This is a genomic window from Echinicola rosea, assembly GCF_005281475.1.
GTDB classification, from domain to species: Bacteria; Bacteroidota; Bacteroidia; order Cytophagales; family Cyclobacteriaceae; genus Echinicola; species Echinicola rosea.
Map to the genome: position 1 here is coordinate 1,967,158 of NZ_CP040106.1, position 22,978 is coordinate 1,990,135.

General features: G+C 44.0%; 21 protein-coding genes. 11 read left to right on the forward strand and 10 right to left on the reverse strand.

All coding sequences use genetic code 11. The features are described 5' to 3' along the window. Positions 1-92 precede the first annotated feature (92 nt). Positions 93-467 carry a co-chaperone GroES gene (locus FDP09_RS07985; protein WP_137402169.1) on the forward strand — a complete coding sequence of 125 codons (375 nt, stop codon included), beginning with the start codon at positions 93-95 and terminating at the stop codon, positions 465-467. Between the two features lie 138 nt (positions 468-605). On the opposite strand, the gene FDP09_RS07990 is transcribed toward FDP09_RS07985, so the two are convergent. Next, on the reverse strand, positions 606-2,396 hold the full coding sequence (locus tag FDP09_RS07990; RefSeq protein WP_137402170.1) for an ABC transporter ATP-binding protein: 1,791 nt from the start codon (positions 2,394-2,396) through the stop codon (positions 606-608). 147 nt (positions 2,397-2,543) lie between these two features. On the opposite strand from FDP09_RS07990, the gene FDP09_RS07995 reads away from it, so the two are divergent. The 7 genes from FDP09_RS07995 (at position 2,544) to coaE (ending at position 7,754) form a co-directional block, all read left to right on the forward strand. Further along, complete coding sequence (locus FDP09_RS07995) at positions 2,544-3,644, forward strand: Glu/Leu/Phe/Val family dehydrogenase (protein WP_137402171.1); 1,101 nt, start codon at positions 2,544-2,546, stop codon at positions 3,642-3,644. A 164-nt stretch (positions 3,645-3,808) separates the two neighbouring features. After that, positions 3,809-4,993, forward strand: coding sequence for a transcription antitermination factor NusB (gene nusB, locus FDP09_RS08000; protein WP_137402172.1), 1,185 nt, complete (start codon positions 3,809-3,811; stop codon positions 4,991-4,993). A gap of 13 nt (positions 4,994-5,006) precedes the next feature. Further along, on the forward strand, positions 5,007-5,309 hold the full coding sequence (locus tag FDP09_RS08005) for a YtxH domain-containing protein (protein WP_137402173.1): 303 nt from the start codon (positions 5,007-5,009) through the stop codon (positions 5,307-5,309). Positions 5,310-5,321: 12 nt separating this feature from the next. Beyond that, a complete protein-coding gene (locus FDP09_RS08010) occupies positions 5,322-5,858 on the forward strand; it encodes a DUF1573 domain-containing protein (protein WP_137402174.1) in 537 nt (178 codons plus the stop codon). Positions 5,859-5,860: 2 nt separating this feature from the next. Continuing rightward, complete coding sequence (yajC, locus tag FDP09_RS08015) at positions 5,861-6,181, forward strand: preprotein translocase subunit YajC (RefSeq protein WP_137402175.1); 321 nt, start codon at positions 5,861-5,863, stop codon at positions 6,179-6,181. A gap of 9 nt (positions 6,182-6,190) precedes the next feature. Next, entirely contained in the window at positions 6,191-7,162 is a 972-nt protein-coding gene (locus FDP09_RS08020) for a YbbR-like domain-containing protein (RefSeq protein ID WP_137402176.1), read from the forward strand. Further along, the gene (gene coaE / locus FDP09_RS08025; RefSeq protein WP_137402177.1) at positions 7,149-7,754 is read left to right on the forward strand and encodes a dephospho-CoA kinase; all 606 of its coding nucleotides are present in this window, start codon (positions 7,149-7,151) and stop codon (positions 7,752-7,754) included. Before FDP09_RS08020 ends, coaE begins: the two co-directional genes overlap by 14 nt. Before the next feature lie 36 nt (positions 7,755-7,790). On the opposite strand, the gene FDP09_RS08030 is transcribed toward coaE, so the two are convergent. Next, positions 7,791-8,033, reverse strand: a complete 243-nt coding sequence (locus FDP09_RS08030; protein ID WP_137402178.1) for a hypothetical protein — start codon at positions 8,031-8,033, stop codon at positions 7,791-7,793. A gap of 179 nt (positions 8,034-8,212) precedes the next feature. Here FDP09_RS08030 and FDP09_RS08035 point away from each other — a divergent pair, with 179 nt between their 5' ends. From FDP09_RS08035 to atpC, 3 genes are all read left to right on the forward strand, one after another. Further along, entirely contained in the window at positions 8,213-8,704 is a 492-nt protein-coding gene (locus FDP09_RS08035) for a C40 family peptidase (RefSeq protein WP_137402179.1), read from the forward strand. A gap of 282 nt (positions 8,705-8,986) precedes the next feature. After that, positions 8,987-10,489, forward strand: a complete 1,503-nt coding sequence (gene atpD / locus FDP09_RS08040; RefSeq protein ID WP_137402180.1) for a F0F1 ATP synthase subunit beta — start codon at positions 8,987-8,989, stop codon at positions 10,487-10,489. Between the two features lie 94 nt (positions 10,490-10,583). Continuing rightward, positions 10,584-10,829, forward strand: coding sequence for an ATP synthase F1 subunit epsilon (atpC, locus tag FDP09_RS08045; protein WP_041739649.1), 246 nt, complete (start codon positions 10,584-10,586; stop codon positions 10,827-10,829). A gap of 286 nt (positions 10,830-11,115) precedes the next feature. Here the strand turns inward: atpC and FDP09_RS08050 are convergent, their stop codons facing one another. The 8 genes from FDP09_RS08050 to FDP09_RS08085 form a co-directional block, all read right to left on the reverse strand. Then, the gene (locus tag FDP09_RS08050; protein WP_137402181.1) at positions 11,116-12,348 is read right to left on the reverse strand and encodes an IS110 family RNA-guided transposase; all 1,233 of its coding nucleotides are present in this window, start codon (positions 12,346-12,348) and stop codon (positions 11,116-11,118) included. Between the two features lie 117 nt (positions 12,349-12,465). After that, entirely contained in the window at positions 12,466-13,674 is a 1,209-nt protein-coding gene (locus tag FDP09_RS08055) for a 6-bladed beta-propeller (protein WP_137402182.1), read from the reverse strand. A 16-nt stretch (positions 13,675-13,690) separates the two neighbouring features. Then, on the reverse strand, positions 13,691-14,425 hold the full coding sequence (locus FDP09_RS08060; protein WP_137402183.1) for an MIP/aquaporin family protein: 735 nt from the start codon (positions 14,423-14,425) through the stop codon (positions 13,691-13,693). Positions 14,426-14,503: 78 nt separating this feature from the next. Continuing rightward, the gene (gene glpK, locus FDP09_RS08065) at positions 14,504-16,006 is read right to left on the reverse strand and encodes a glycerol kinase GlpK (protein WP_137402184.1); all 1,503 of its coding nucleotides are present in this window, start codon (positions 16,004-16,006) and stop codon (positions 14,504-14,506) included. Positions 16,007-16,010: 4 nt separating this feature from the next. Further along, positions 16,011-17,576 carry a glycerol-3-phosphate dehydrogenase/oxidase gene (locus FDP09_RS08070; protein WP_137402185.1) on the reverse strand — a complete coding sequence of 522 codons (1,566 nt, stop codon included), beginning with the start codon at positions 17,574-17,576 and terminating at the stop codon, positions 16,011-16,013. A gap of 281 nt (positions 17,577-17,857) precedes the next feature. Further along, positions 17,858-18,478 (reverse strand): hypothetical protein, encoded by a 621-nt coding sequence (locus FDP09_RS08075; RefSeq protein ID WP_137402186.1) that lies wholly within the window; start codon positions 18,476-18,478, stop codon positions 17,858-17,860. A 457-nt stretch (positions 18,479-18,935) separates the two neighbouring features. After that, entirely contained in the window at positions 18,936-21,335 is a 2,400-nt protein-coding gene (locus tag FDP09_RS08080; protein WP_137402187.1) for a ribonucleoside-diphosphate reductase subunit alpha, read from the reverse strand. A gap of 33 nt (positions 21,336-21,368) precedes the next feature. Then, positions 21,369-22,352 (reverse strand): ribonucleotide-diphosphate reductase subunit beta, encoded by a 984-nt coding sequence (locus FDP09_RS08085; RefSeq protein ID WP_137402188.1) that lies wholly within the window; start codon positions 22,350-22,352, stop codon positions 21,369-21,371. Between the last annotated feature and the right edge of the window lie 626 nt (positions 22,353-22,978).

The window sequence follows — 22,978 nt, forward strand, 5'->3', positions numbered from 1 at the left end:
TAAGCCTTACTTATTGCTTGGGCTTTCTGAATAAAAGAAAGAGAATCAGGCATTACTTTACAGAGTGTTTTTTAGGATTTAAGGGAAGAGCAATGCGTTTAACAGAAGATAACAAACTGAAAAGATTGGTGGTCGTGGGAGACCGTGTGTTGATCAAGCTCAAGCAGGCAAATGAAAAAACTTCCAGTGGACTTTACCTACCGCCGGGAGTCCAGGAAAAAGAAAAAGTGCAACAGGGATATATCATGAAGGCAGGTCCTGGTTATCCGATTCCCATGCATGTGGAGGAAGACGAACCTTGGAAAGAAAAAGAGGAGAATGTTCGCTATGTGCCCTTACAGGCAAAGGAAGGGGATCTAGCCATTTTTCTTCTCACCGGGGCACATGAGGTGGTCTATGAAGGGGAAAAGTTCTACATCGTTTCACAAAATGCTATTTTGATGTTGGAGAGGGAAGAGGAGCTGTGATTTGGTTCAGGTGTCAAGGTATAGAGAGCGTAACGAAAAAAGAGGAAAGACCGTCAAATGCGTGTCTTTCCTCTTTTTTTATGACAACTTCAAAATCTCGCGACTTCAAAACCTTACAACATTAAAGCCTCTCAAAACCTATTTCTCCATGGTTTCGCCGGATTGGGTTTGTTTTTCGTAGAGTTCGGCATACACGCCTTTTTTGGCCATCAGAGCTTCGTGTGACCCCTCTTCCACAAGTTTGCCATCATCCAATACGATGATTTTATCCGCCAGTTTGGCAGAGGATACCCGGTGGGAGATGATGATGGAGGTCCTTCCTTCCATGATGCTTCTGAGCGCATTGAGGATGACATTTTCTGTTTTGGTATCCACGGCAGAGAGGCAGTCGTCCAGTAATAAAATGGAAGGATCCTTAGCAATGGCCCTGGCGATGGAAACCCGTTGCTTTTGTCCTCCGCTGAGGGTGATGCCCCTTTCGCCAAGTTTTGTTTCGAATCCTTTTGGGAAGTCCATGATGTTTTGGTAAACGTCCGCATCTTTTGCGGCCTGTTCGACCACCTCCTGAGGGATTTCGTCCAGTCCAAAGCCAATATTGTTGGCAATGCTGTCACTGAACAAGAACACATCTTGGGGGACATATCCGATGTTTTTGCGGAGATGTGAGATATCATAGGCATTGATAGGGTGGTCGTCCACGACAATTTCGCCCGAGGCCGGATCGTACATTCTCATCAACAAGTTGGCAATAGTGGATTTTCCTGAGCCTGTGGTTCCGATGATGGCCAATGATTCACCGGATTGGATGGAGAAGGATACATTTTTCAGTGCTTTTATTCCCGAATCAGGATATTCAAAGGAGACGTTTTTAAAGGCCACCGTCCCAAGGATGTCTTCGGTGAGTTGCTCCTTACTAATGATGGTATTTTGCTCATCCAGGAATTCATTGATCCTGGTCTGAGAGGCAGCGGCCCGCTGGACAATGCTGGTTACCCATCCCAATGAGGTTACCGGCCAGGTCAGCATATTGACATAAAGGATAAACTCAGCGATAACCCCATAGCCGATGGTGCCTTCGATCACCTGATTGCCGCCAACATAAACCGTGATAATCGTGCTTATTCCCACCAGGCCCATGATCAATGGAAAAAAGAGCGACTGGACTTTGGTAAGGCTGATGGATTTTTCCTTGTAATCTTCACTGGCAGTGGCAAATTTATGACTGCTGTCTTCTTCTCTCACAAATGCTTTGAGTACCCGAATGCCTGAAAAAGATTCCTGAACAAATGTGCTTAGCCCACTGAGGCTACGCTGGATCTTTTCAGACCGCTCATTGATCATGTTGTTGACAATATAAATGCTGATCGAAAGGACCGGTAGTGGAAGCAGCGAATATATGGTGAGCGGCACATTGACCGTCAGCATATATCCGATGACCAGTGGAAAGAGTACGAGTAGGTTGATGCCGTACATCAGGGCAGGGCCGAAATACATCCGTACCCGGCTTACGTCTTCAGTAATGCGGGCCATCAGGTCTCCTGTACTGTTTTTTCTATAAAAGCTTAATGGCAGTTGCTGGTAATGTGCGAAAATCTCATTTTTCAAATCATACTCGATCAATCGGGACATTACGATGATCGTCTGTCTGATCAGGAAAAGGAAAAAGCCCCTCAAAAAGGCCATTGCAAGTATCAACACGCCAAAAACAAAAATAAAGTCGAGGAAAGCCGAACGGATACTTTCTGTACTGGCTCCTTGCTCAAACATTTGGTAAAAGCTGAAACTTTCTACCACATAGTCGATGGCTACCCGCACCAGTTGTGCAGGAATCATGACGAAAATGTTGGAAATTATCGTAAAGAGTATCCCCAAAAGGAGATATCCTTTATATTTATAGAGGTATTTATTCAGTCTCCAGAGTGAGCTCACGAAATAAAAATTTTAAAATAGTTAATTTTGTTTTATAATAGTCTTTTTGTTAGCTTTACTAGAGGGTTGTTTAGAATTTAATTCTAAAGTATTACCTTTGCCGAAAGACTTACCCAAATATAACACAATCTAAACGTCAAAGTTCATATGATAGAGGTTAAAACGGAGGAAAAAATCAAAGAAGCATCCATATACGGACAGATCACTTCTTTAGGACATGAGCAATTGGTCATCTGCTATGATGAGCCAACAGGGTTGAAGGCCATTATTGGTATTCATAATACTGTGCTGGGGCCTGCTTTGGGTGGAACCAGGATGTGGAATTATACTTCCGAGCAGGAAGCTATTACTGATGTGCTGCGTCTTTCAAGGGGGATGACCTTTAAGGCAGCCATTTCCGGATTGAATATCGGAGGTGGAAAAGCAGTGATTATTGGTGACCCAAAACTAAAGAGCGAGGCATTTCTCCGAAGATTTGGCCGGTTTGTAGAAAGCTTGGGAGGCCGGTATATCACTGCCGAAGATGTGAACATGAAGACAAGAGACATGGAGTATATCGCCATGGAGACTTCCCATGTCACAGGTCTTCCCGAAATCAACGGTGGGGGCGGGGATCCGTCGCCAGTGACTGCCTATGGCGCATATTTGGGCATGAAAGCATCTGCCAAAAAAGCTTTTGGAACGGATGAGCTTAAAGGCAAGAAAGTTGCCGTTCAGGGGATCGGACAGGTAGGGAGACACTTGATCGACCACTTAGTGAAAGAAGGTGCGGAGATTTATGTTACCGATATATTCGAGGATAGACTGAAAGAAGTGGCCAAGGCTACAGGTGCTACAGTGGTAGCGCCAGACGAGATCTATGATGTAAACATGGATATTTATGCCCCTTGTGCGCTTGGTGCTACGGTAAATGATCAGACCGTAGATCGATTAAAGTGCTCAGTGATTGCTGGAGCAGCGAACAACCAGCTTGAAGATGAGCAAAAGCACGGCCAGTTGTTGTTGGATAGAGGAATTGTATATGCTCCTGATTTCCTTATCAATGCCGGAGGGCTGATCAATGTTTATGCAGAGCACCTTGGAGGATACAATAGAGAAGCAGCCTATCAGCAGGCTGAAAAAATCTATGATACTTGTCTGGCGATCCTCAACAAATCAGAGAAAGAAAGCATCCCTGCACAACAAGCGGCGATAGAGCTGGCTTGGAATAGGATTCAAAGCATTGGCAAGGTGAAATCATCTTACTAAAAGATTATTTGAATATGAACTCTTCGAAAAGCCAAATGTAATGGAACATAAATTCCGTGCATTTGGTTTTTTTATTTAATAACTTTGCAAGTAAATACACAGGAAGGATTGCTTAAGGCCTCCCTGATAAACCAAATCAATATTACGTTCTTTATATTCAGGTAATGTTAAATAGAAGAATTCTCAGAGTAAAGGCTTTCCAAAGTTTGTATGCTTATGATCAGTGCAAAGCTTCCAATCTCAACTTAGCCAAGGATTATGTTAGAGAGGCTTTTCAGCCAGACCTGAACAGTATGGAAGTGCAGGACAAAGGTCAATTGAGGAAAGATGCCGAAGAAACCATCACCCTTTTTTCCCAAAACCTGAACAATAAATCCTTGATCGCCGCGGGAGATTATGCGACGAAGGTCAAATCAGAGGCCATCAAAGCCATTAATCTCTACCATCAAAAGAACCAAAAGGATTTGGATTTTCTCCGAAATAACATGGTAGATGCAGCTGAGAGTATTCCAGAGCTTTACCTTACGGCCGTCCAGATACTTATTGGCTTTAGTGAGCATGTCAAGCGAGAATATGAACGTAAGCGAAAGCTGAACCAAGAGCAGGTTTCGTCCGTAAGCGGCGAGCTTAACCTGGCCAACAACAGAGTGATCGGCTTCCTGCAGGAGGCTCCGGCCTTTACCACTGCAAGCATTCGCCAGCAGGCAGATGTAGCAGATATGGAATTGGAGATCCAAGAGTGGTATCGTGAGTACGTAAAACCGTGGGAGCGATATCAGGAATACATGAAACTGAGCGAGCCGACACTGGAAGAGGATTTGGATATTTTGATGGACCTGACCAAGAAAGTCCTTTTCAAGACTGACGCGATTTTGAGCAACTTTTCAGAGAAGGACCTAAGCTGGACAGAAAATAAGGCGGTGGTAAGAAGTCTGGCGATCAAAGTACTGAAAAATGTAATGGAGGTGGACAATACAGAGGATTACAGTCTTCCTGAAATTGCCATAAACTGGGAAGAGGATAAGGAATTTTTTCAAAATATCTTTAACTTGACCATCGATAATGACGAGGCAAATAGGGCTTTGATAGCTGAAAAAACCAAAAACTGGGATATCGAGCGAATAGCCTCCACAGATAAGATTATCATTTCAATGGCTGTCACGGAGATGTTATTTTTTCCAAGTATCCCTGTGAAAGTAACCATCAATGAGTATATTGATATTTCAAAAACGTACAGTACGCCTAAAAGTAAGCAATTTGTCAACGGACTGCTGGATGTGCTAGCCAAAGAGCTAAGCGACCAAGGTAAAATCCGGAAAAGTGGCAGAGGGCTTTTGGACAACAAATAAACATTATTTAACTATGAGCAAACAGAGTAATTCGATTTTGGCTTTTGTACTCGGTGCTGGTGTAGGTGCTGCATTCGGGGTTTTATTTGCACCTGATTCAGGTAACAATACCAGGGACAAGCTGTCTTACCAGCTGTCAAAATATAAGACCGAGCTGGAGGATATTATAAAAGACCTGGTGGAAGGAAGGGACCTCCCGCTGAATGAAGCAAAATCAGAGGGGAAAAAGGTGATCACAGACGCAAAAAATAAAGCAGAAAACCTGCTGACAGATGTCAATAAGCTTATTGACCAGATCAATAAAGAAAATAACTAACCGTTATAATTTATGAAATATTCATTCTTGCCTGCAATTTTACTTGCAGGTTCTCTTTTTGTTGGAAGTTGTGATAGTAAAAACAAGGAGAAAATAGAAGAATTGGAGCGGAAGATCACGGAGCTGGAGCAAAGTCAAGCCTCCCAGCCCAAGCAGCCATCCAATGTGCAGAGCGTAGCTAAAATAGATCCATCTACTTTGGGCAAGTTTAAATTTGATGACATGCAATTTGACTTTGGTACGATTGACCAAGGCAAAGTAGTCGAGCATACGTTTACCTTTACCAATGACGGCCAATCTCCGCTGATCATTTCCAATGTTCAGGCATCATGTGGATGTACTACACCCGATTGGAGCAAGCAGCCGGTAAAGCCGGGTGAAGAGGGACATGTCAAGGTGAGGTTTAACTCCGCACACAAATCCGGTGCGCAAAGTCCTACCGTGACGATTACTGCCAATACTTCTCCAAGCATCACCAAGCTGAAACTTAAAGGAACCGTAAATACAAATAATACCGCCAGCAACATAGCTGGACCAGTGAAAAAGTAACCATGACCAATACAATTTTATTACAAGCACAAGGAGCCGGAGGAAGCGGCATTATGGGACAAGTGTTCCTTTTTGGAGGGATTATCCTGATCATGTATTTCTTTATGATCAGGCCACAACAGAAGAAACAAAAAGATGCCAAGAACTTTATCGAGTCAATAAAAAAAGGTGACCAAGTGGTGACTATTGGTGGTATCCATGGAAAAGTGTACGCCATAGAAGGTGAAACTGTCCTGATTGAGCTGGACAAAGGGTTGAAAATAAAAGTAGAAAAATCAGCTGTGTCAGCGGAATTTTCCAAGAAGTCCACAGGAACTAAATAATTCGGGATCTTGAAAAGATTTCAGAAATACTTCGGCAAGTTAAAGAAAAACAAAACTTCTGACATTAAAGTGGTGGTCCTTTGCGTCATAGCGGCCACCACTTTTTGGGTTTTAAATGCCCTCAATAAAGATAATTATGTGACAGTGGTGGATTTTCCGATTGCTTTTCAGTACAATTCTGAAGAGTACATGGCCATCGAAGAGCTTCCTTCCGAAATCCGAATCGAAATCAACGGCAACGGCTGGGACCTTTTCAGAAAGTATTTCAATTTTAATGTGACCCCATTTAATATCGAATTGACCAATCCTGATGAAAGGAATTACTTGCTTTCTTCTGAGTATCGTCGGAATTTGGCCGAAATCCTAGAGCCTACCAGTTTGGTGGCTGTGCTGACAGATAGTTTGAAGTTTGACTTTGATAGAATTGTCGAACAAGAAACTGAAATTGTCTTAGATACGGGAAAAATGGTGTTGGCGCCCCACCATCAACTGGCAGGAGACATTACCTGGGATCCTGTAAATGTGGTGTTGAAGGGAGCGGAAAGCAAAGTGAAGGAGTTGGGGGGAGAATTGATACTTACCCTTGACGAAGAGGAAGTAGAGGACGATTTTGATCAATATGTCCCTATCCTGCTTCCCGAGAAATACACGTCTTTTGTAAGTGTCGAGCCGAAAACTGTCCATGTGAAGTTTCAAGTGGTGGCCTTTCTGGAAGGGAATAAGCGCTTGAAACTAAATAAAGTCAACTTCCCAGACAACGTACATCTCGACAATGACCTTAATTCGGTTTTGATGAGTTATCGGGTGGATGAAAGGGAAGTACAGTCGTTAAAGGAGCTGGAGATAGAGGCGGTGATAGACTACCGGCAAAGGAATCGTGATGATAGTACGGTAATGTTGGAAGTGAAGGGGATGCCTAGTTACATCAAGTCTGTAGCGATAGAACCGAATATATTTAAATTAATTTATGAACAGCCGTAAGTCCCTATTGGTTGGCATTACTGGGGGCATTGGTGCTGGAAAGAGCACAGCCGCCAAGATTTTTCATACACTTGGCATTCCAATGTATTCTGCAGATGATCGTGCCAAATGGCTAATGGCTCACTCCAAAGCACTTGTAGCCCAAATCAAAGCCCAATTTGGCGAAGCGTCTTACCTGGCAGATGGAAGGCTGAACAGGGAGTTTTTGGCCGGAAGAGTTTTTTCAGATCCCGCTCAAACAAAACTGATCAACGGGCTGGTACATCCAGCAGTGAAAGGGGATTTTGAAGCATGGGCTGCTGAACAGGAGTCGCCTTATGTTTTGAAGGAAGCGGCATTGCTTTTTGAGACGGGTTCATACCGAGATTTGGATCAGGTGATCAACGTTTTTTCTCCAGTGGATTTGCGGATTTCACGTGTATTGGCCAGGGACTCTCATCGCTCCAGGGAACAAGTGGAAGCTATTATGGAGCGGCAAATGTCAGATTCACAAAAGAATAAGTTGGCTGATTTTATCATTTCCAATAAGGAAAATCAAATGCTCATTCCCCAGGTGCTGGAGATCCATAAGGCTTTACTGAAAAAGTTGTGATGAATTGAGGGCATGGGAGAAGGCTAGAGATTTTTATTATATGTCCAGATTGATCTGGTCAAGATAGAATTTCATACGGGTGTGATCTTGGTTTAAGAAATCGATTTTATCGATTTTATCAAGCTTGTGGTTGTAGAAAACCTCTATGTACTCATTTTCTAGAAGATATAGATTTACCTTATGCGCATAATACCTGATTCCTACTACAAAAGTGCCTTCCGTATAGAGTTTGTTGATTTTTTTGTGCAAAGGTAGCTTTTTGAAGTCTTCTCTAATCATCTTGTAGTCAGTGTTTTGGGGTGGGTATTCAGCACGAAACTATAAAGCTATAAACCTATTGTATGAAGTTCAAGTTTCATGAAAGGATTATTTATTTTCGTTTTTTTGGAAATCCCATTGAGTGCAGAGTTGCATGATGACATATACTTAATTATAATTGGAGAAATTTGAAGACCCACATGAGTACATATTCCGTTCACCGATCCCGCATTCCGTTAGTTCTTGTTTTTTCCTTAGTGGTAACGGTGTTTTTCAGCTCTTGTTCGGCATCCAAGAAGGCTTATCGGAAAAATGTCAATACTGTGATACAGACCGCCAAATCTTATCGGGGAACTCCCTATCGCTATGGAGGGACCACACGCTCGGGAATGGACTGTTCGGCCTTGCTATACCTTTCCTTTCAGCGCGTAGGTATCCAGCTTCCCCGAAGTTCCTCCGAACAGAGCAAGGTCGGTAAAAAAGTTTCAAAAAGGAAACTGGAAAAGGGGGATGTGGTGTTTTTTGCTACTGGTAGACGAAAAAACAGAGTGACTCATGCTGGAATAGTGACGGATAAGGGGAGAGGAGGTATTCAATTTATCCATTCTTCCTCATCCCTGGGAGTGACAGAAGACAATCTGTCCTCGACCTACTGGAATCCAAGGTTTGTGAGGGCAAGAAGATATTTTTAAAGACACTTATGGGGTAGGCCGATGGCAAAATAGGAGGACACCGTACAGGATGATTTTTGCAGCATGTTCAGGGCTGTATTTTGGAAATACGACTTGTGGGGTTGCTTGGGCGATAGACAGGCTGTTGGGGTGCTTGTTCGTTAATTTGTAGGAGATTATAAAAAAGAAAATGGGATTTAAGTGGATTAATTTTTGAAACATCCTTTGGTATTAATCTTTATTAGTTAATTTTGCAGTCGAATAATAGTAATGCATTAATTCCTTTTACATTAATACACAAAAATGGCGAATACTGGTAAGATAACTCAGGTGATTGGCCCCGTAGTAGATATTTCGTTCGAAGGGGGGAAGTTGCCGAATATCCTGGACGCACTCGAAATCACTAAGGAGAACGGTCAAAAAGTAGTATTGGAAGTTCAGCAGCACTTGGGAGAGGATCGTGTAAGAACGATCGCGATGGATTCTTCTGAAGGCTTAAGAAGAGGCTTGGAAGTGATCGATTTAGGAGCTCCTATTTCTGTTCCCACAGGGGAAGGCATCAAAGGCCGACTTTTCAATGTAGTAGGGGAGCCAATCGACGGCCTTCCTGCAGTGGAGTCGACTACCAAGCTGCCTATCCACAGACACGCTCCTAAGTTTGAAGACCTTTCTACTTCGACAGAAGTGCTATATACAGGTATTAAAGTTATCGACTTGATCGAGCCGTATGCAAAAGGTGGTAAAATTGGTCTTTTCGGTGGTGCCGGTGTAGGAAAAACGGTATTGATCCAAGAGTTGATCAACAACATCGCCAAAGCTTATTCAGGTCTTTCTGTATTTGCCGGCGTGGGTGAAAGGACCCGTGAAGGAAATGACCTTCTTAGAGAGATGATCGAATCTGGTATCGTAACTTACGGTGACGACTTCGTAGAATCTCTTGAGAATGAAGGAGGTTGGGACCTTTCTAAAGTAGATGTAGAAAAATTGAAGGATTCCAAGGCAACCTTCGTATTTGGTCAGATGAATGAGCCTCCAGGTGCCCGTGCACGTGTGGCTTTGACTGGTCTTACGCTTGCTGAATATTACCGTGATGGTGAAGGCGACGGTGCCGGTAAGGATATCCTTTTCTTTATTGATAATATTTTCCGATTTACCCAGGCAGGTTCTGAGGTGTCCGCACTTCTTGGTCGTATGCCTTCTGCGGTAGGTTATCAGCCGACATTGGCAACGGAAATGGGAGCCATGCAGGAGAGGATTACCTCTACAAAGAATGGTTCGATTACTTCTGTACAGGCGGTTTACGTACCTGCGGATGATTTGACTGACCCTGCTCCCGCCACTACCTTTGCCCACTTGGATGCGACCACGGTACTTTCCCGTAAAATCGCCGAACTTGGTATTTATCCTGCAGTGGATCCGTTGGATTCCACGTCAAGGATCTTGGAGCCTGGTATTCTTGGTGATGAGCACTATGGATGTGCCACACGCGTAAAAGAATTGCTACAACGCTACAAAGAACTTCAGGATATCATCGCCATCCTCGGTATGGAAGAGCTTTCTGAAGAAGATAAACTTGTCGTACACAGAGCAAGAAGGGTACAGCGTTTCTTGTCCCAACCATTCCACGTGGCCGAGCAGTTTACAGGTTTGAAAGGAGTGTTGGTAGATATCAAAGATACCATCAAAGGATTTAACATGATCATGGACGGTGAACTTGATCATCTTCCTGAGGCGGCATTCAACTTGGTAGGTGACATCGACGATGCCATCGCTAAGGGTGAGAAAATGCTTGCTGAAGTTAAATAATTAATCCTCATTACTTATGGGGTATAGATCACAGGAGAGGAGCACATTCGTCAGCTTTTTCCTGTGATTTTTTAACACCAAACAAATGGTACACATGCATTTAGAAATCATAACACCGGACAAAAAGGTATTTCAAGGAGAGGTTTCGGAAGCTACGTTTCCAGGAGCTTCAGGTGCTTTCCAAGTGCTGAAAAACCACGCTCCAGTAGTATCTGCACTGGCAAAAGGAACAGTCTCTTATACTACTAATGACGGCAAACAGTCCTTAGAAGTGGATGGAGGCGTAGTGGAAGTGAGAGAAAATGAAATCGTCCTGCTCGCTGAAAAGGTGCTGGATTGATCCAATCATAATGATATGAATGAAAGCGAACCAGAAGCGGTTCGCTTTTTTTCTGAAAGAGAAAATCTAAAAATAGGCTTATTCAGTCATTTTTAAATCTGGGAAGGCATAGTTCAGCTATCCTTTGAAAGGTTGTTAAAAGGACTGTAAATTAAGTTAGGCCAAGTTAGAGAGTAAAATTTTTTCTACATGCTCGAAGCAATAACCGTTTGTTCTTGGCCTATGAGTTCAGTTTTTATTCCGGGACTTGTAAATCACCAATAAAAGCTCGAACTTTTACTTAAACTTAATTGGGACGGATGTCCACTTGGACTCCGAGCCCGCGCAGGCGCTCCAAGGATTTCTTAATCTGCGCCTGCTTTCTTTTTTCCTGATAGGCTGTATGGTCAGGTTCGAGATAGGCCTCCTTGTTTTTGAGGATATAATACAGTGCAGTCAATATTTTGTGGGCCACTGCAATCAGTGCCTTTTTAGATCCACGGCGAGCCGCTACTGCTCCATATTTACGGTTCAAATAGGTCTCCTTGGTGTGTGATGCGGCCCAGGCAGCTTCGACCAATGCAGTTTTCAAGTATTTGTTCCCATGTGTGATGCGGGTTGACTTTTTCTTGCCTGCACTTTCGTTGTTGCCCGGGGAGACTCCTGCCCAGGATGCCAGATGTTTGTGATCCGGAAAAACCTCCATGTCATTGCCTGTCTCGGCCAGTATGTTCATAGCGGTTTCTTTTCCCACTCCGGGTATGGTCTGGAGTAAATCGACCTCCTGTTGAAGCTCGGCTGCATAACTTTCAATTCTAGCCTCGATGTGCCTGATCTGAGCGTTGATCGAATCAATGGAATCACGGAGGGTGGACAGCATGAACCTGTGGTGATCTGTGAGTCTTCCCCGGAGAGAAAGTTTGAGGTCTTCCATTTTTTTCCGTAAGGATCCCTTGGCAAGGTTGGCCAGGTATTCGGGGTCATCCTGTTTCTGGATCAAAGCATCGAGGATCAAGGTCCCGGAGACCCCAAAGACATCTGAGACCACTGAGGCCAGTTTGATATTGGCGTCTTCCAGGATTTTATGCACCCTGTTGCGTTGGGCGACACGCTGTGCGATCAGTTTGCGTTTATACCTGCATAGATCACGCAGCTCCCGTATCCACTCGGCAGGGACAAAACTCCCCTTTAGCAGACCGCTTAGGAGCAATTTGGCAATCCATTCACTGTCTTTTTTGTCTGTCTTGTGCCCGGGTACATTCTTGATATGCCGGGCATTGACCAGAATAATCTTAAAATCCTCTTCCAGGATGTTGTAGACAGGTTTCCAATAAACTCCGGTGCTTTCCATGGCAATATGGGTAATGGAAAGGGAGTTCAGCCATACTTGAAGCTCCTCGATCTGGGAGGTGAAAGTCCCGAAAGTCCTGGTCCCAATCTCAACGTCAATACCTCGGACCGTGGCTACAATCGTCTTTTGGTGAACATCAAGGCCGCAGCCCCGCTCGATCACCTGCTCGAATTTGATTTGTGATGACATAACCGATAAGTGAATGTGAATATTCTACTTATACGGAGAAACTCCTCTTTCATCTCCGTTTGTGAAGTCCTAATTCATGAATGTTTTTATTTTTAGACAGAGGCATATTGATTTCGATCAGTTGAATGCTACCTTAATGAGAAAATTGCTCTCTTTGTCAGCGCTGATCTCCGGCTTAAATGGACTTCCCTTCAATAACAAATATTCTTCCAAAACCCATCCCTGGAATACGCCTATAAAAACTTTCTTCCCGGCATCAAATGCCTGATAGGGTAGTAGTGCTATTTTGAACCGCTCTGTTTCTACTAGTGAATGGGCTGAGACAATTGCTTCTTTTTTTCTTTTATCGTAAAGCGATATGAATGGCTTATGCTTCTCATCGAAGGATGAAAACATGATGATATCCTGTGATTCGTTCCACGCCCCACTAAAGCCCGCATAACCTTCGTACGCTTTTATTTTATCCTGAAATGGTGTATTTACATTGCTGATAAGGCGGATGTTTGGAAGGATGATTTCTTCTTCGTAGTTGGCAGGTAGGGGATTTGGCTGATAATCCAATTTGTAACGCTTGGTGAGCTGTTGGTTGGATGACACATTGTAAATGTAGGGATTGTAATTTTGATAAAACCGGGTGGTGTCGTTTACTGCCCAAAATGGGTTCATAGGACTTGTGATCAGAGCGTCATTTAAACCACTAGGATAAGAAAGTGCAGTAGCTTCAAGGTTAAATTTGTGGTCTAAAAAGCCTACTTTGTAGTTTTTTCCTTTGAAAGGGCCATTATATCCACTGTACCCATTGAAGGCAACATACCCACCTCCTGGAATAGGCCTTACATTGCTGAAGAGGATGGACGGATCGGTCTTATAGGTACGCTCCGGTTCGTATTTTTCATTATATACCACTACTTTTTTGAGGGAAAAATCATACACTTCCAGATTTCCCAAGTCATTAAACCAACAATCATTTACCTGTCGGATTTCAAGAGGGCCATCGCCGTGGTGAACAAGGCTTTTGATAAAGTCACCCTTTTTATTATAGAGAAAAATTTGGTCTGTGTCATGCTTATCCACTACGATATAGTGCTGAGGCCGGACCAAAACCTGTTCGACCATTCCCAAATGTTTTTCTTCGTCTTCTTTAAGCTTGATTATCTGTATGTTTTTGATCTTGTCGGAAATATCTACGGTATCTTTTAAGTCAGCCGTGTTTATGGTGATTTTTTGGACAGCGGTTTCTTTAGATTTTGGCTTTTTTTCAGCACATGAAAGCAGTAAAATGACGATGATAATTTGAGAAATTGAAATCGTTTGATAAAATGTCATATCAGTTATTATATAGTTAGGTTCCTAAAAAAAGAAAGGTGCTGGCAGCCAATGCTGCGCCTAATAGTGGGCCTATAATGGGTACCCAGCTGTAGCTCCAGTCACTGCTCCCTTTTCCGCGGATGGGAAGGAGTTGGTGGGCAATGCGAGGTCCCAGGTCCCGGGCAGGATTAATGGCGTACCCCGTAGTTCCGCCCAAGGCCAAACCGATCACCCACACTAAAAGTGCCACAGGTAACGCACCCAGTGCCCCAAGGCCAATCGGGGTGTTCTGAGGGTCTTCAAGGGTAGCCCCTGTGGAGTAGAGAATCACCAGGATTAGGACAAAGGTGCCCACTAATTCTGAAAGGAAATTGGAGGAAAGGTTTCGAATGGCAGGGGCAGTCGCAAATGGTGCAAATTTCAGACTTGGGTCGTCTGTAATGTCAAAATGATCCTTGTACATCAGCCAAGCAATAGTAGCACCAAAACCCCCTCCGAGCACCTGAGCCAAGGAATAACCAGGAACCAAATTCCAATCAAATAATCCTGCTATGGCCAATCCCACGCTTACCGCGGGATTGAGGTGCGCACCGCTGTAAGGACCTGCCACTACCACACCGATAAACACGCCTAGCGCCCAAGCCGTGGTGATGACGATCCAGCCGCTATTGTTTCCCTTGGTCTGTTTCAGGACCACATTGGCCACGACACCGGAGCCCATAAGTAACAGCAAGGCGGTGCCTATAAATTCTGCAATATAGCTATTCATCTAGTCATGGGGTTTCTATGTTAACTGTTTCAAGCTTGATCGATGATTGTGGGATTCCACTGACTTATGGAGGATACTTCATTCTTCTGTCCAGTCCTTGCTTCTTTCGACGGCTTTGTGCCAAAAATGGAGCAGTTCATCGGTCACTTTTCGGTCAGATTGTGGTGAAAATGAAGCTTCTTCTTTCCATAACTGCCGGAGTTCGTTTTGGTCTTTCCAGTAACCTACTGCCAACCCTGCAAGAAAAGCGGCTCCCAAAGCCGTGGTTTCCGTGATCTGGGGGCGTTTTACTTCACTCCTTAGGAGGTCGGCCTGAAACTGCATTAGGAAGTTGTTGGCAGAAGCACCTCCATCCACCCGCATTTCTTTCGTTTTGGCAGCGGCGTCTTTTTCCATGGCTGCCAATACGTCAAAGACCTGAAAGGCAATAGCTTCCAATGCAGCCCTCGCAAAATGGGCCTGTGTAGTGCCTCTGGTGATACCAAAAAAAGCCCCACGGGCATCCTGATCCCAATAGGGGGCACCCAAACCGGTGAGTGCCGGGACAAAATATACCCCTCCATTGTCGTCAACACTTGTGGCCAGGGATTCGCTTTGTTCGGCTTCTTCAAAGATAGCAAGCCCATCCCTGAGCCATTGGATCGCTGCTCCACCGATGAATACGCTGCCTTCCAATGCGTAATGGACTTTTTCATTTATTTCCCACGCAATGGTTGTCAGCAATTTATTCTTCGATTTGACGGGGTTTTCACCGGTATTCATGACCATAAAGCAGCCAGTGCCGTAAGTGGTTTTGGCCATTCCGGGTTGTGTACAGAGTTGGCCGAAAAGCGCAGCCTGCTGATCACCGGCGATGCCTCCAATGGGAATTTTCGCTGAAAAAACATCTCCTGCAGTAGTGCAATATACTTCGCTACTGGATTTTACTTTCGGTAATATGGATGCGGGGATACTGAATAGCTCCATAAGTTCTTCGTCCCATTGTTTGTCGTGGATGTTGAAGAGCATGGTGCGGCTGGCATTGGTGATATCGGTGAGATGCTGCTGGCCATTGGTGAGTTTCCATACCAACCAGCTATCTACCGTACCGAAACAGACCTCCCCTCTTTCAGCCTTTTCCCGCGCTCCTTCCACATTGTCCAGTATCCATTTGATTTTGGTGGCGGAAAAATACGCATCTATGATCAAGCCTGTTTTATCATTGATCATATCACTGTGTCCCTTACGCTTTAGTAAGTTGCAGTAAGCAGCGGTACGTCGGTCCTGCCAGACGATGGCCCGGTAAAGTGGTTTTCCCGTTTTCCGATCCCAGAGGATGGTCGTTTCCCGTTGATTGGTAATGCCGATTCCTGCGATTTGTGCAGGTTCTATTTCTGCTTTGGCAATGGCTTCCAGGATTACAGCCGCTTGTGAAGTCCATATTTCCTTGGCATCATGCTCTACCCATCCAGCCTTGGGGAAGTATTGTTTGAAGTCTTTTTGTGCAATGGCAATGGATTGCCCTTTTTGGTCAAAAAGAATGGCCCTCGAACTGGTGGTGCCTTGGTCCAGGGCCATTATGAATTGCTTATTTTGGGTCATTATTTTAGGTTTTGATCAAGTATTTGTCAGCGATTTTATGGAAAGCGTCAATTTCATTTTCTATCCATTTCTGGTCTTGTTTACGTTCTTCGGCCATCAGCGAAGCTACCATAGGTGCCATGGCGATCGCGGCAGCGGCATCCAGAAAGAGGATACGGATTCTCCTGGCCAAGAAGTCTTCTACATGCATGGCCATTTCTTCCCTTACCGCCCAGATGACCTCACCGGCTACATAGGGGTAGTTTGGATGGAGCAATTTGGCATACGGAGGGTTTTCTTTGATAAGCTGAAGGATTTTTACCGCATCGGTACCGTACAGTTTCCAGTGTTTGTCGTCTAGGGTAGGGTCACCAAAGCCATGAAATCTAATCTCCCAAGAATGGCTTTCCTTTACTTCCTCTCCGGTAACTCGTGGAAAATGGTTTACGGTGTCTTCTCCCATTTTTCGAAATGTTGTCCATTTCCCTCCGGTCAGTGTTGTCAAGCCCGAATCCGAAATGATTACTTTGTGATTTCTTGATATCTCCTTAGTTTTTACACTTTCGCCCTTGGGTGCGGCCAAGGGACGTAATCCTGCATACACGGTCAATACATCCTTTCGAGTAGGTTTTTTGCTGAGGTATTGGCCGGCATTGTCTAGGATAAAGTTGATTTCCCGAGATAGGGCTTCAGGTTCCATTTTGGTTTTAGCACGAATGGTGTCTGTAGTGCCCACCACTAATTTCCCCTGCCAAGGTACTGCAAATAACACCCTGCCATCAGAGGTCTTGGGAATCATGAGTGCATCTTGACCTCCGAGAAAGTGCTGCGGCAGCACCAAGTGCACGCCTTGGCTTGGTTGGATCATCCTGGGGGCTCCCTTTTCGTCCATCTGTAAGATTTTATCGGCAAATACCCCGGTGGCATTGACCACCATTTTGGCTTGTACATTATACGTCTTTTTATGGATGGCATCCCTTACTTTGACCCCATTTACCTTGCCCGCACTATCTTTTGTCAGACTGGTTACTTTCATGTAGTTGAGGATACACCCCCCCATGTCATCACAGGTTTGGGCTACGGAAACAGCCAGACGGGCATCATCAAACTCCCCATCGTGGTATACTACACCTCCGAGAAGCCCTTCGGTTTTTATTTGCGGCAAGCGCCTTTTGGTTTCCTTTTTGGAAATATAACTGGAATCTCCAAGGCTGAGCCAGCCGGACATCCAGTCATAGAACTTCAGGCCTATGGTGTAATAATATTTGGTAGCATGACTGTAAATGGGGATGACAAAAGGCTGGGGATGGGCTAAATGAGGTGCGTTTTTTAGAATTCTTCCACGCTCGCGAAGCGCTTCCCATACCAATAAGATATCACCTTGTGCCAAGTACCGTACCCCTCCATGAACCAATTTGGTGCTTTTGCTGGAGGTGCCTTTTGCAAAATCTGCTCTCTCGAAAAGTGCCACGCTAAGTCCTCTTGACAGTGCGTCCAACGCGACTCCCAGCCCCGAAGCTCCTCCTCCTATAATGACAATGTCCCAGATTTGATTTTTTGATAAAGGGCGGAGGTTGTTGACTCTGTTCATAAGGTTTTATGATGGGTTAAAAATGTAACACATATAATTTAGGAAAAATCAGCCCTATAAGCCAGTAGTAAGAAAGAATTTTGGTTATATGTTTTTGAGTAAGCACACTTTATGGAATCAAGCCATGTTTTTATGAAAATTACACTTCGTATCTGGTGCTTCGTACTTCACCTCTCCCCGGATCTCACTATGGGGTGTTGACAGGTAGGTGTTTTGATAGGTGCTATTATGGGGTATGAACCATCTCAGCGGTATAGTTTAGTACCCATCAATTTGGGAGGTTACTCCCAAGTGCTGTAGCTTTTTTTGGGCTCATTTTTGATTTTTCCTCCTCCAAACTGGATGCCCAAGCCTATACTGAAAAAGTCACTGATATTCTCGCCGGTGATATGGTACGTAAAATTCATGCGGAATTTACCAGCGATGAGTCCTATTCGTGGAGCAACACCAAAATTCACTTCATTTCCGACTTGGTTAAAGATGGTGCCGTCATCAGAATCCACTATTTCATAATCACTTCGCCTGTACATGCCTACCATCACGCCAACAAACGGTCGGGTATTTTCTTTGCCGAAGAGGTATTCGCCGGTTAAGGAGAGGTTGGAGATGGCCTGTGCTCGGTAGGTGGCTTCTTGGTGGTTAAATAGTGATTCTCCTTCTCCCAGGATATTACTACCAAGCTGAAGGCCGATGTTTATTTGGTCATTTATACCATAACGGGGCTCCACATAGAACCCTCCGCCTGTCGTAAGTTCTGATTCGGTAGGAAAGGTCAAGTTGAGGCCAACATCGACTTTGAATGGTTTATACAGCCGGGATGCTCCTGATGGATCAAGAGACTGGGCTTTTGAAACAAAAGGGGATAGGATAAATAAAGCTATTATAAGTGCCGTGTATTTCATTCAAGGTAATTTTCACGTATTCTACAACCGATGATATCTGTCGCTGATTTGTCTAATCCTGTTTTGGTGAAGGTTTACAAGTTCGAAATATAACACTTTTATTTTCAGGGAAGTGTAGCTTTGATTTAAAAATATGTAATGGTTTGGGATCAGGCAAAATTACTGGGGGGATGAATTTCGCCATGTTTCTTGCTTGCCCCATGGTTTGGTGGAGTGGCCATTGCCAAAAAAAAAAAGCCTGACATTTGCCAGGCTTTTCAGGTATTAAATCAGTTAAACCCGCTTTATGCACTAGCCTATCTATTACGACCTGATCCGCCGCGGCGGACAAAATCAGTCGCTCCGCTGCTGTTTTCGATTTCACCATAGCGATGCTATGATTCAATCTCCAAACAGCCTGATTTTCTTGTAGTTTCAGCTCTTATAACGATTCCTAATGCATAAAGCGGGTTAAATTTTAGCTTCCACACATTTCGCAATCGTCAGGATTGTCCAGAGAGCAGGCGATAGCATCTTGATTATTTGTCTTGTTGCTCTCTTCTGCCGGGACAGCTGCCTTTTGTGCGTCTTTTAAGCCGGCTTTGTCCACGGTAAACTGTATGGCACTTGTCGCTGCTTTGGAGCGTAAGTAATACATGCCTGTTTTTAGTCCTTTTTTCCACGCATAGAAATGCATGGAGGTCAGTTTTCCGAAGTTCGGTTCTTGCATAAACACATTCATGCTTTGAGATTGACAGATGTAAGCCCCTCTGTCAGCGGCCATGTTTATCACCACTTTTTGGGAAATTTCCCATACGGTCTTATAGAGGTCTTTGATATTTTGAGGCACTTCAGGCATCTCCTGAACAGAACCATTGGCAGCGATGAGCCTGTTTTTCATGGAGTCATTCCAAAGCCCCAAGCGGATCAGGTCTTTCATGAGGTGTTTGTTTACCACGATGAATTCACCTGAAAGTGTTCTTCTTGTATAGATGTTTGAGGTATAGGGCTCAAAACATTCGTTGTTTCCAAGGATCTGTGAGGTGGATGCCGTTGGCATTGGCGCTACCAATAGGGAGTTTCTCACGCCGTACTTGGCTACTCTTTCTTTCAGGTCTGCCCAGTTCCATCTACCCGACTTAGGGGATACTCCCCAAAGGTCAAACTGGAATTGGCCTTTAGATACGGGTGAGCCTTCGTAAGTCTCGTATGTGCCGTGTATTTTGGCGAGCTCCATGGATGTTTCCATGGATGCATAATAGATAGTTTCGAAGATGTCTTCGTTTAGGCCAGCAGCTTCTTCACTGTCAAATGGCATTCTGAGCATGATGAAGGCGTCTGCCAATCCTTGTACACCGATTCCGATCGGGCGGTGTCTGAAGTTGGATTTTTCTGCTTCTTTTACAGGGTAGTAATTGATGTCAATTACCTTGTTAAGGTTTTTAGTGACCACTTTGGTGATCTCATAGAGCTTCTGGTGGTCAAAAGACTTTTTGCCTTGGCTGTCTGTTTTGATAAACTTGGGCAGTGCAATGGAAGCTAGGTTACAGACGGCCACCTCATCTGGAGAAGTGTATTCCATGATCTCCGTACACAAGTTGGATGACTTGATCGTGCCAAGGTTTTTCTGGTTGGATTTTCCATTGGCGGCATCCTTGTATAGCATGTAGGGAGTACCGGTTTCGATCTGGGATTCCAGCACCTCAAACCAAAGTTCCTGCGCTTTTACGGTTTCCCTGGCACGGCCTTCCTTCTCATATTTTTCATATAGTTTTTCAAATTCCTCTCCATAGCAATCGGATAGTCCCGGCGCTTCATTTGGACAGAATAGAGACCAGTCTTCGTTGGCTTCCACTCTTTTCATAAATAGGTCAGATATCCAAAGAGCGTAGAAAAGGTCCCGAGCCCTCAATTCTTCTTTTCCGTGATTTTTCTTTAGCTCTAAGAAATCCTTGATGTCAGCATGCCAAGGTTCTAGGTAGATAGCAAAGCTTCCTTTGCGTTTTCCACCACCTTGATCTACATAACGTGCCGTCATGTCGAAGTTTCTTAGCATTGGCACGATGCCGTTCGATACGCCATTTGTGCCACGGATGTAGGAGCCTTTGGCCCGCACATCGTGAATAGAAAGCCCGATCCCACCAGCGGATTGGGAGATTTTGGCACATTGTTTTAAGGTATCATAGATCCCGTCGATGCTGTCGTCCTTCATGGTAAGCAGAAAGCACGAAGAAAGCTGTGGCTTAGGTGTTCCGGCGTTGAACAAGGTAGGTGTGGCGTGGGTAAACCACTTTTCAGAAAGCAAGTGGTAGGTTTCGATAGCAGCATCCAGATCCTCTTTGTGGATACCGATTGCCACCCGCATTAGCATATGTTGAGGGCGTTCTACGACTTTGTCATCCAGCTTGATAAGGTAACTTCTCTCCAAGGTCTTGAAGCCAAAGAAATCATAGTTAAAGTCTCTGTTGTAATCAATGATCTCATCAAGACGGGCCGCATGTTTTTTTACGATTCCGTACACATCCGGTGCGATGAGGGCGGCATTGTCCCCTGTTTTTGGATTGACATACGTATAGAGCCTTTTCATGGTGTTTGAAAAAGACTGGCTGGTCGTCTTGTGCAGATTGGATATGGCGATACGTGCTGCGAGGATAGCGTAATCAGGATGCTTGACGGTCATGGATGCGCAGACTTCTGCGGCCAAGTTGTCAAGTGCTGATGTGGTCACGCCATCATACAGGCCATCAATTACCTTTTTGGCTACTTCGATCGGTTGTATGTACCGGGAATCCAATCCATCACAGAGGTTTTCTATCCGCGTGGTGATCTTATCGAATCTTACCGATTCTCTTCTGCCATCTCTTTTTATTACTAACATGCTAACTTGGAGTTTAAGGTTGGGAAAAGTAAATTAAAAGTCCTCTTCTACAGAAAACTTAGCTGAATCAGAAGCATCTTTGCCTTTCATGACCCCGGCTTTTTGATAATCGCCAACCCGCTTCTCGAAGAAGTTGGTCTTGCCCTGAAGTGAGATCATGTCCATGAAGTCGAATGGATTGGTGCTGTTCCAGACTTTTTCACAGCCCAATTCCAATAGAAGCCTGTCGGCCACAAATTCAATATATTGACACATCAAATCGGCATTCATCCCAATGAGCCTTACTGGAAGGGCATCCGTGACAAATTCCTTTTCAATGGCTACGGCATCCTGAATGATTTTGGAAACGGTTTCCTTTGGTAGTGGATTGACAATGTGCTGCGTGTATAGGTGACAGGCAAAATCACAATGCAACCCTTCGTCCCTTGAAATAAGCTCGTTTGAGAATGTCAGTCCTGGCATCAGGCCGCGTTTCTTTAGCCAAAAGATCGAGCAGAAAGATCCGGAGAAGAAAATGCCTTCCACTGCGGCAAAAGCAATCAATCTTTCTTGAAAATCCCCCTCGTCAATCCATCGTAGCGCCCAGTCTGCTTTTTTCTTTACACAATCCAAGTGCTCGATGGCATTGAATAGGCGGTCTCTTTCTTTTGCGTCTTTGATATAGGTGTCAATCAGAAGGCTGTACGTCTCTGAGTGGATGTTTTCCATGGCAATTTGGAAGCCATAGAAGAACTTGGCCTCTGTGTACTGTACTTCCGCTACGAAGTGCTCTGCCAAGTTTTCGTTTACGATTCCGTCACTGGCTGCAAAAAATGCTAATACATGGGAAATAAAGTGACGCTCATCATCACTTAAGTTTTTCCAGTCTTTTATGTCCTGGCCCAGGTCGATTTCTTCTGCAGTCCAAAAACTAGCCTCTGCTTTTTTGTAATATTCCCAAATGTCGTCGTGCTGAATTGGGAACAATACAAATCTACTGTTATCTCCTTGTTCTAATATGGGTTCGGTCTTTTGCATTAGTCAGTCAGTTTTATATAATTACCATCAATTTTATTTCATCCACAATAGCATGTGAAAGGCTCTCGTAAATGTTATGTTGTTCCTCAAAAAATGCCTGATAGCAAGCAGTTTTTCGCAGAGCCGTAGAACAAATATCACCAACAATTTTTAAAAATAAAACCATTGATAAGGCCTTGATCTTGATTATTGACTAATGGTCAAATTAGTGATAAAATCTTATATATCAAGGTGTAATGTATGTTAATTTAAAGTTACCATTCTATTAAAACGCCATTTAAGCGGCATTCAGAAGGGGCAGAAAAAAAAATAAAAAAATCTTACAAACCTGAATTCAAGCATTTTTTGACTTATGGTCAATAGTTTGATGGTTATGTAATTTACTGTAAGTCAGATTGTTGTTTTGTTTTTTGATCTTAAAATAAACAACTGTTTGATTTTCAAATCCTAAACAAAAGCAAGTAAATGATAAGGAATTTTTAATTGATAGTTTCAATGAGTCCAGCGTCAATGTGACCGGATGGATGATGAAAAGATAAGCGTAATCAGAGGGATGTAGTTCGGAAAATTACATTTATTATTTAGGCCTTGTAGTAGCTTTTTAATTAAGCGTAAATTATACTTGT

Excerpts from the sequence above, each read along its gene's own strand:
- coaE (WP_137402177.1), top strand. The coding sequence starts at position 7,149 with ATGAACAGCCGTAAGTCCCTATTGGTTGGCATTACTGGGGGCATTGGT.
- FDP09_RS08075 (WP_137402186.1), bottom strand. The coding sequence starts at position 18,478 with ATGAAATACACGGCACTTATAATAGCTTTATTTATCCTATCCCCTTTT.
- FDP09_RS08050 (WP_137402181.1), bottom strand. The coding sequence starts at position 12,348 with ATGTCATCACAAATCAAATTCGAGCAGGTGATCGAGCGGGGCTGCGGC.
- FDP09_RS08070 (WP_137402185.1), bottom strand. The coding sequence starts at position 17,576 with ATGAACAGAGTCAACAACCTCCGCCCTTTATCAAAAAATCAAATCTGG.
- FDP09_RS07995 (WP_137402171.1), top strand. The coding sequence starts at position 2,544 with ATGATAGAGGTTAAAACGGAGGAAAAAATCAAAGAAGCATCCATATAC.
- FDP09_RS08085 (WP_137402188.1), bottom strand. The coding sequence starts at position 22,352 with ATGCAAAAGACCGAACCCATATTAGAACAAGGAGATAACAGTAGATTT.
- FDP09_RS08010 (WP_137402174.1), top strand. The coding sequence starts at position 5,322 with ATGAAATATTCATTCTTGCCTGCAATTTTACTTGCAGGTTCTCTTTTT.
- FDP09_RS08035 (WP_137402179.1), top strand. The coding sequence starts at position 8,213 with ATGAGTACATATTCCGTTCACCGATCCCGCATTCCGTTAGTTCTTGTT.
- FDP09_RS08060 (WP_137402183.1), bottom strand. The coding sequence starts at position 14,425 with ATGAATAGCTATATTGCAGAATTTATAGGCACCGCCTTGCTGTTACTT.
- FDP09_RS07985 (WP_137402169.1), top strand. The coding sequence starts at position 93 with ATGCGTTTAACAGAAGATAACAAACTGAAAAGATTGGTGGTCGTGGGA.
- yajC (WP_137402175.1), top strand. The coding sequence starts at position 5,861 with ATGACCAATACAATTTTATTACAAGCACAAGGAGCCGGAGGAAGCGGC.
- FDP09_RS08005 (WP_137402173.1), top strand. The coding sequence starts at position 5,007 with ATGAGCAAACAGAGTAATTCGATTTTGGCTTTTGTACTCGGTGCTGGT.
- atpC (WP_041739649.1), top strand. The coding sequence starts at position 10,584 with ATGCATTTAGAAATCATAACACCGGACAAAAAGGTATTTCAAGGAGAG.
- glpK (WP_137402184.1), bottom strand. The coding sequence starts at position 16,006 with ATGACCCAAAATAAGCAATTCATAATGGCCCTGGACCAAGGCACCACC.
- FDP09_RS08030 (WP_137402178.1), bottom strand. The coding sequence starts at position 8,033 with ATGATTAGAGAAGACTTCAAAAAGCTACCTTTGCACAAAAAAATCAAC.
- atpD (WP_137402180.1), top strand. The coding sequence starts at position 8,987 with ATGGCGAATACTGGTAAGATAACTCAGGTGATTGGCCCCGTAGTAGAT.
- FDP09_RS08080 (WP_137402187.1), bottom strand. The coding sequence starts at position 21,335 with ATGTTAGTAATAAAAAGAGATGGCAGAAGAGAATCGGTAAGATTCGAT.
- nusB (WP_137402172.1), top strand. The coding sequence starts at position 3,809 with ATGTTAAATAGAAGAATTCTCAGAGTAAAGGCTTTCCAAAGTTTGTAT.
- FDP09_RS08055 (WP_137402182.1), bottom strand. The coding sequence starts at position 13,674 with ATGACATTTTATCAAACGATTTCAATTTCTCAAATTATCATCGTCATT.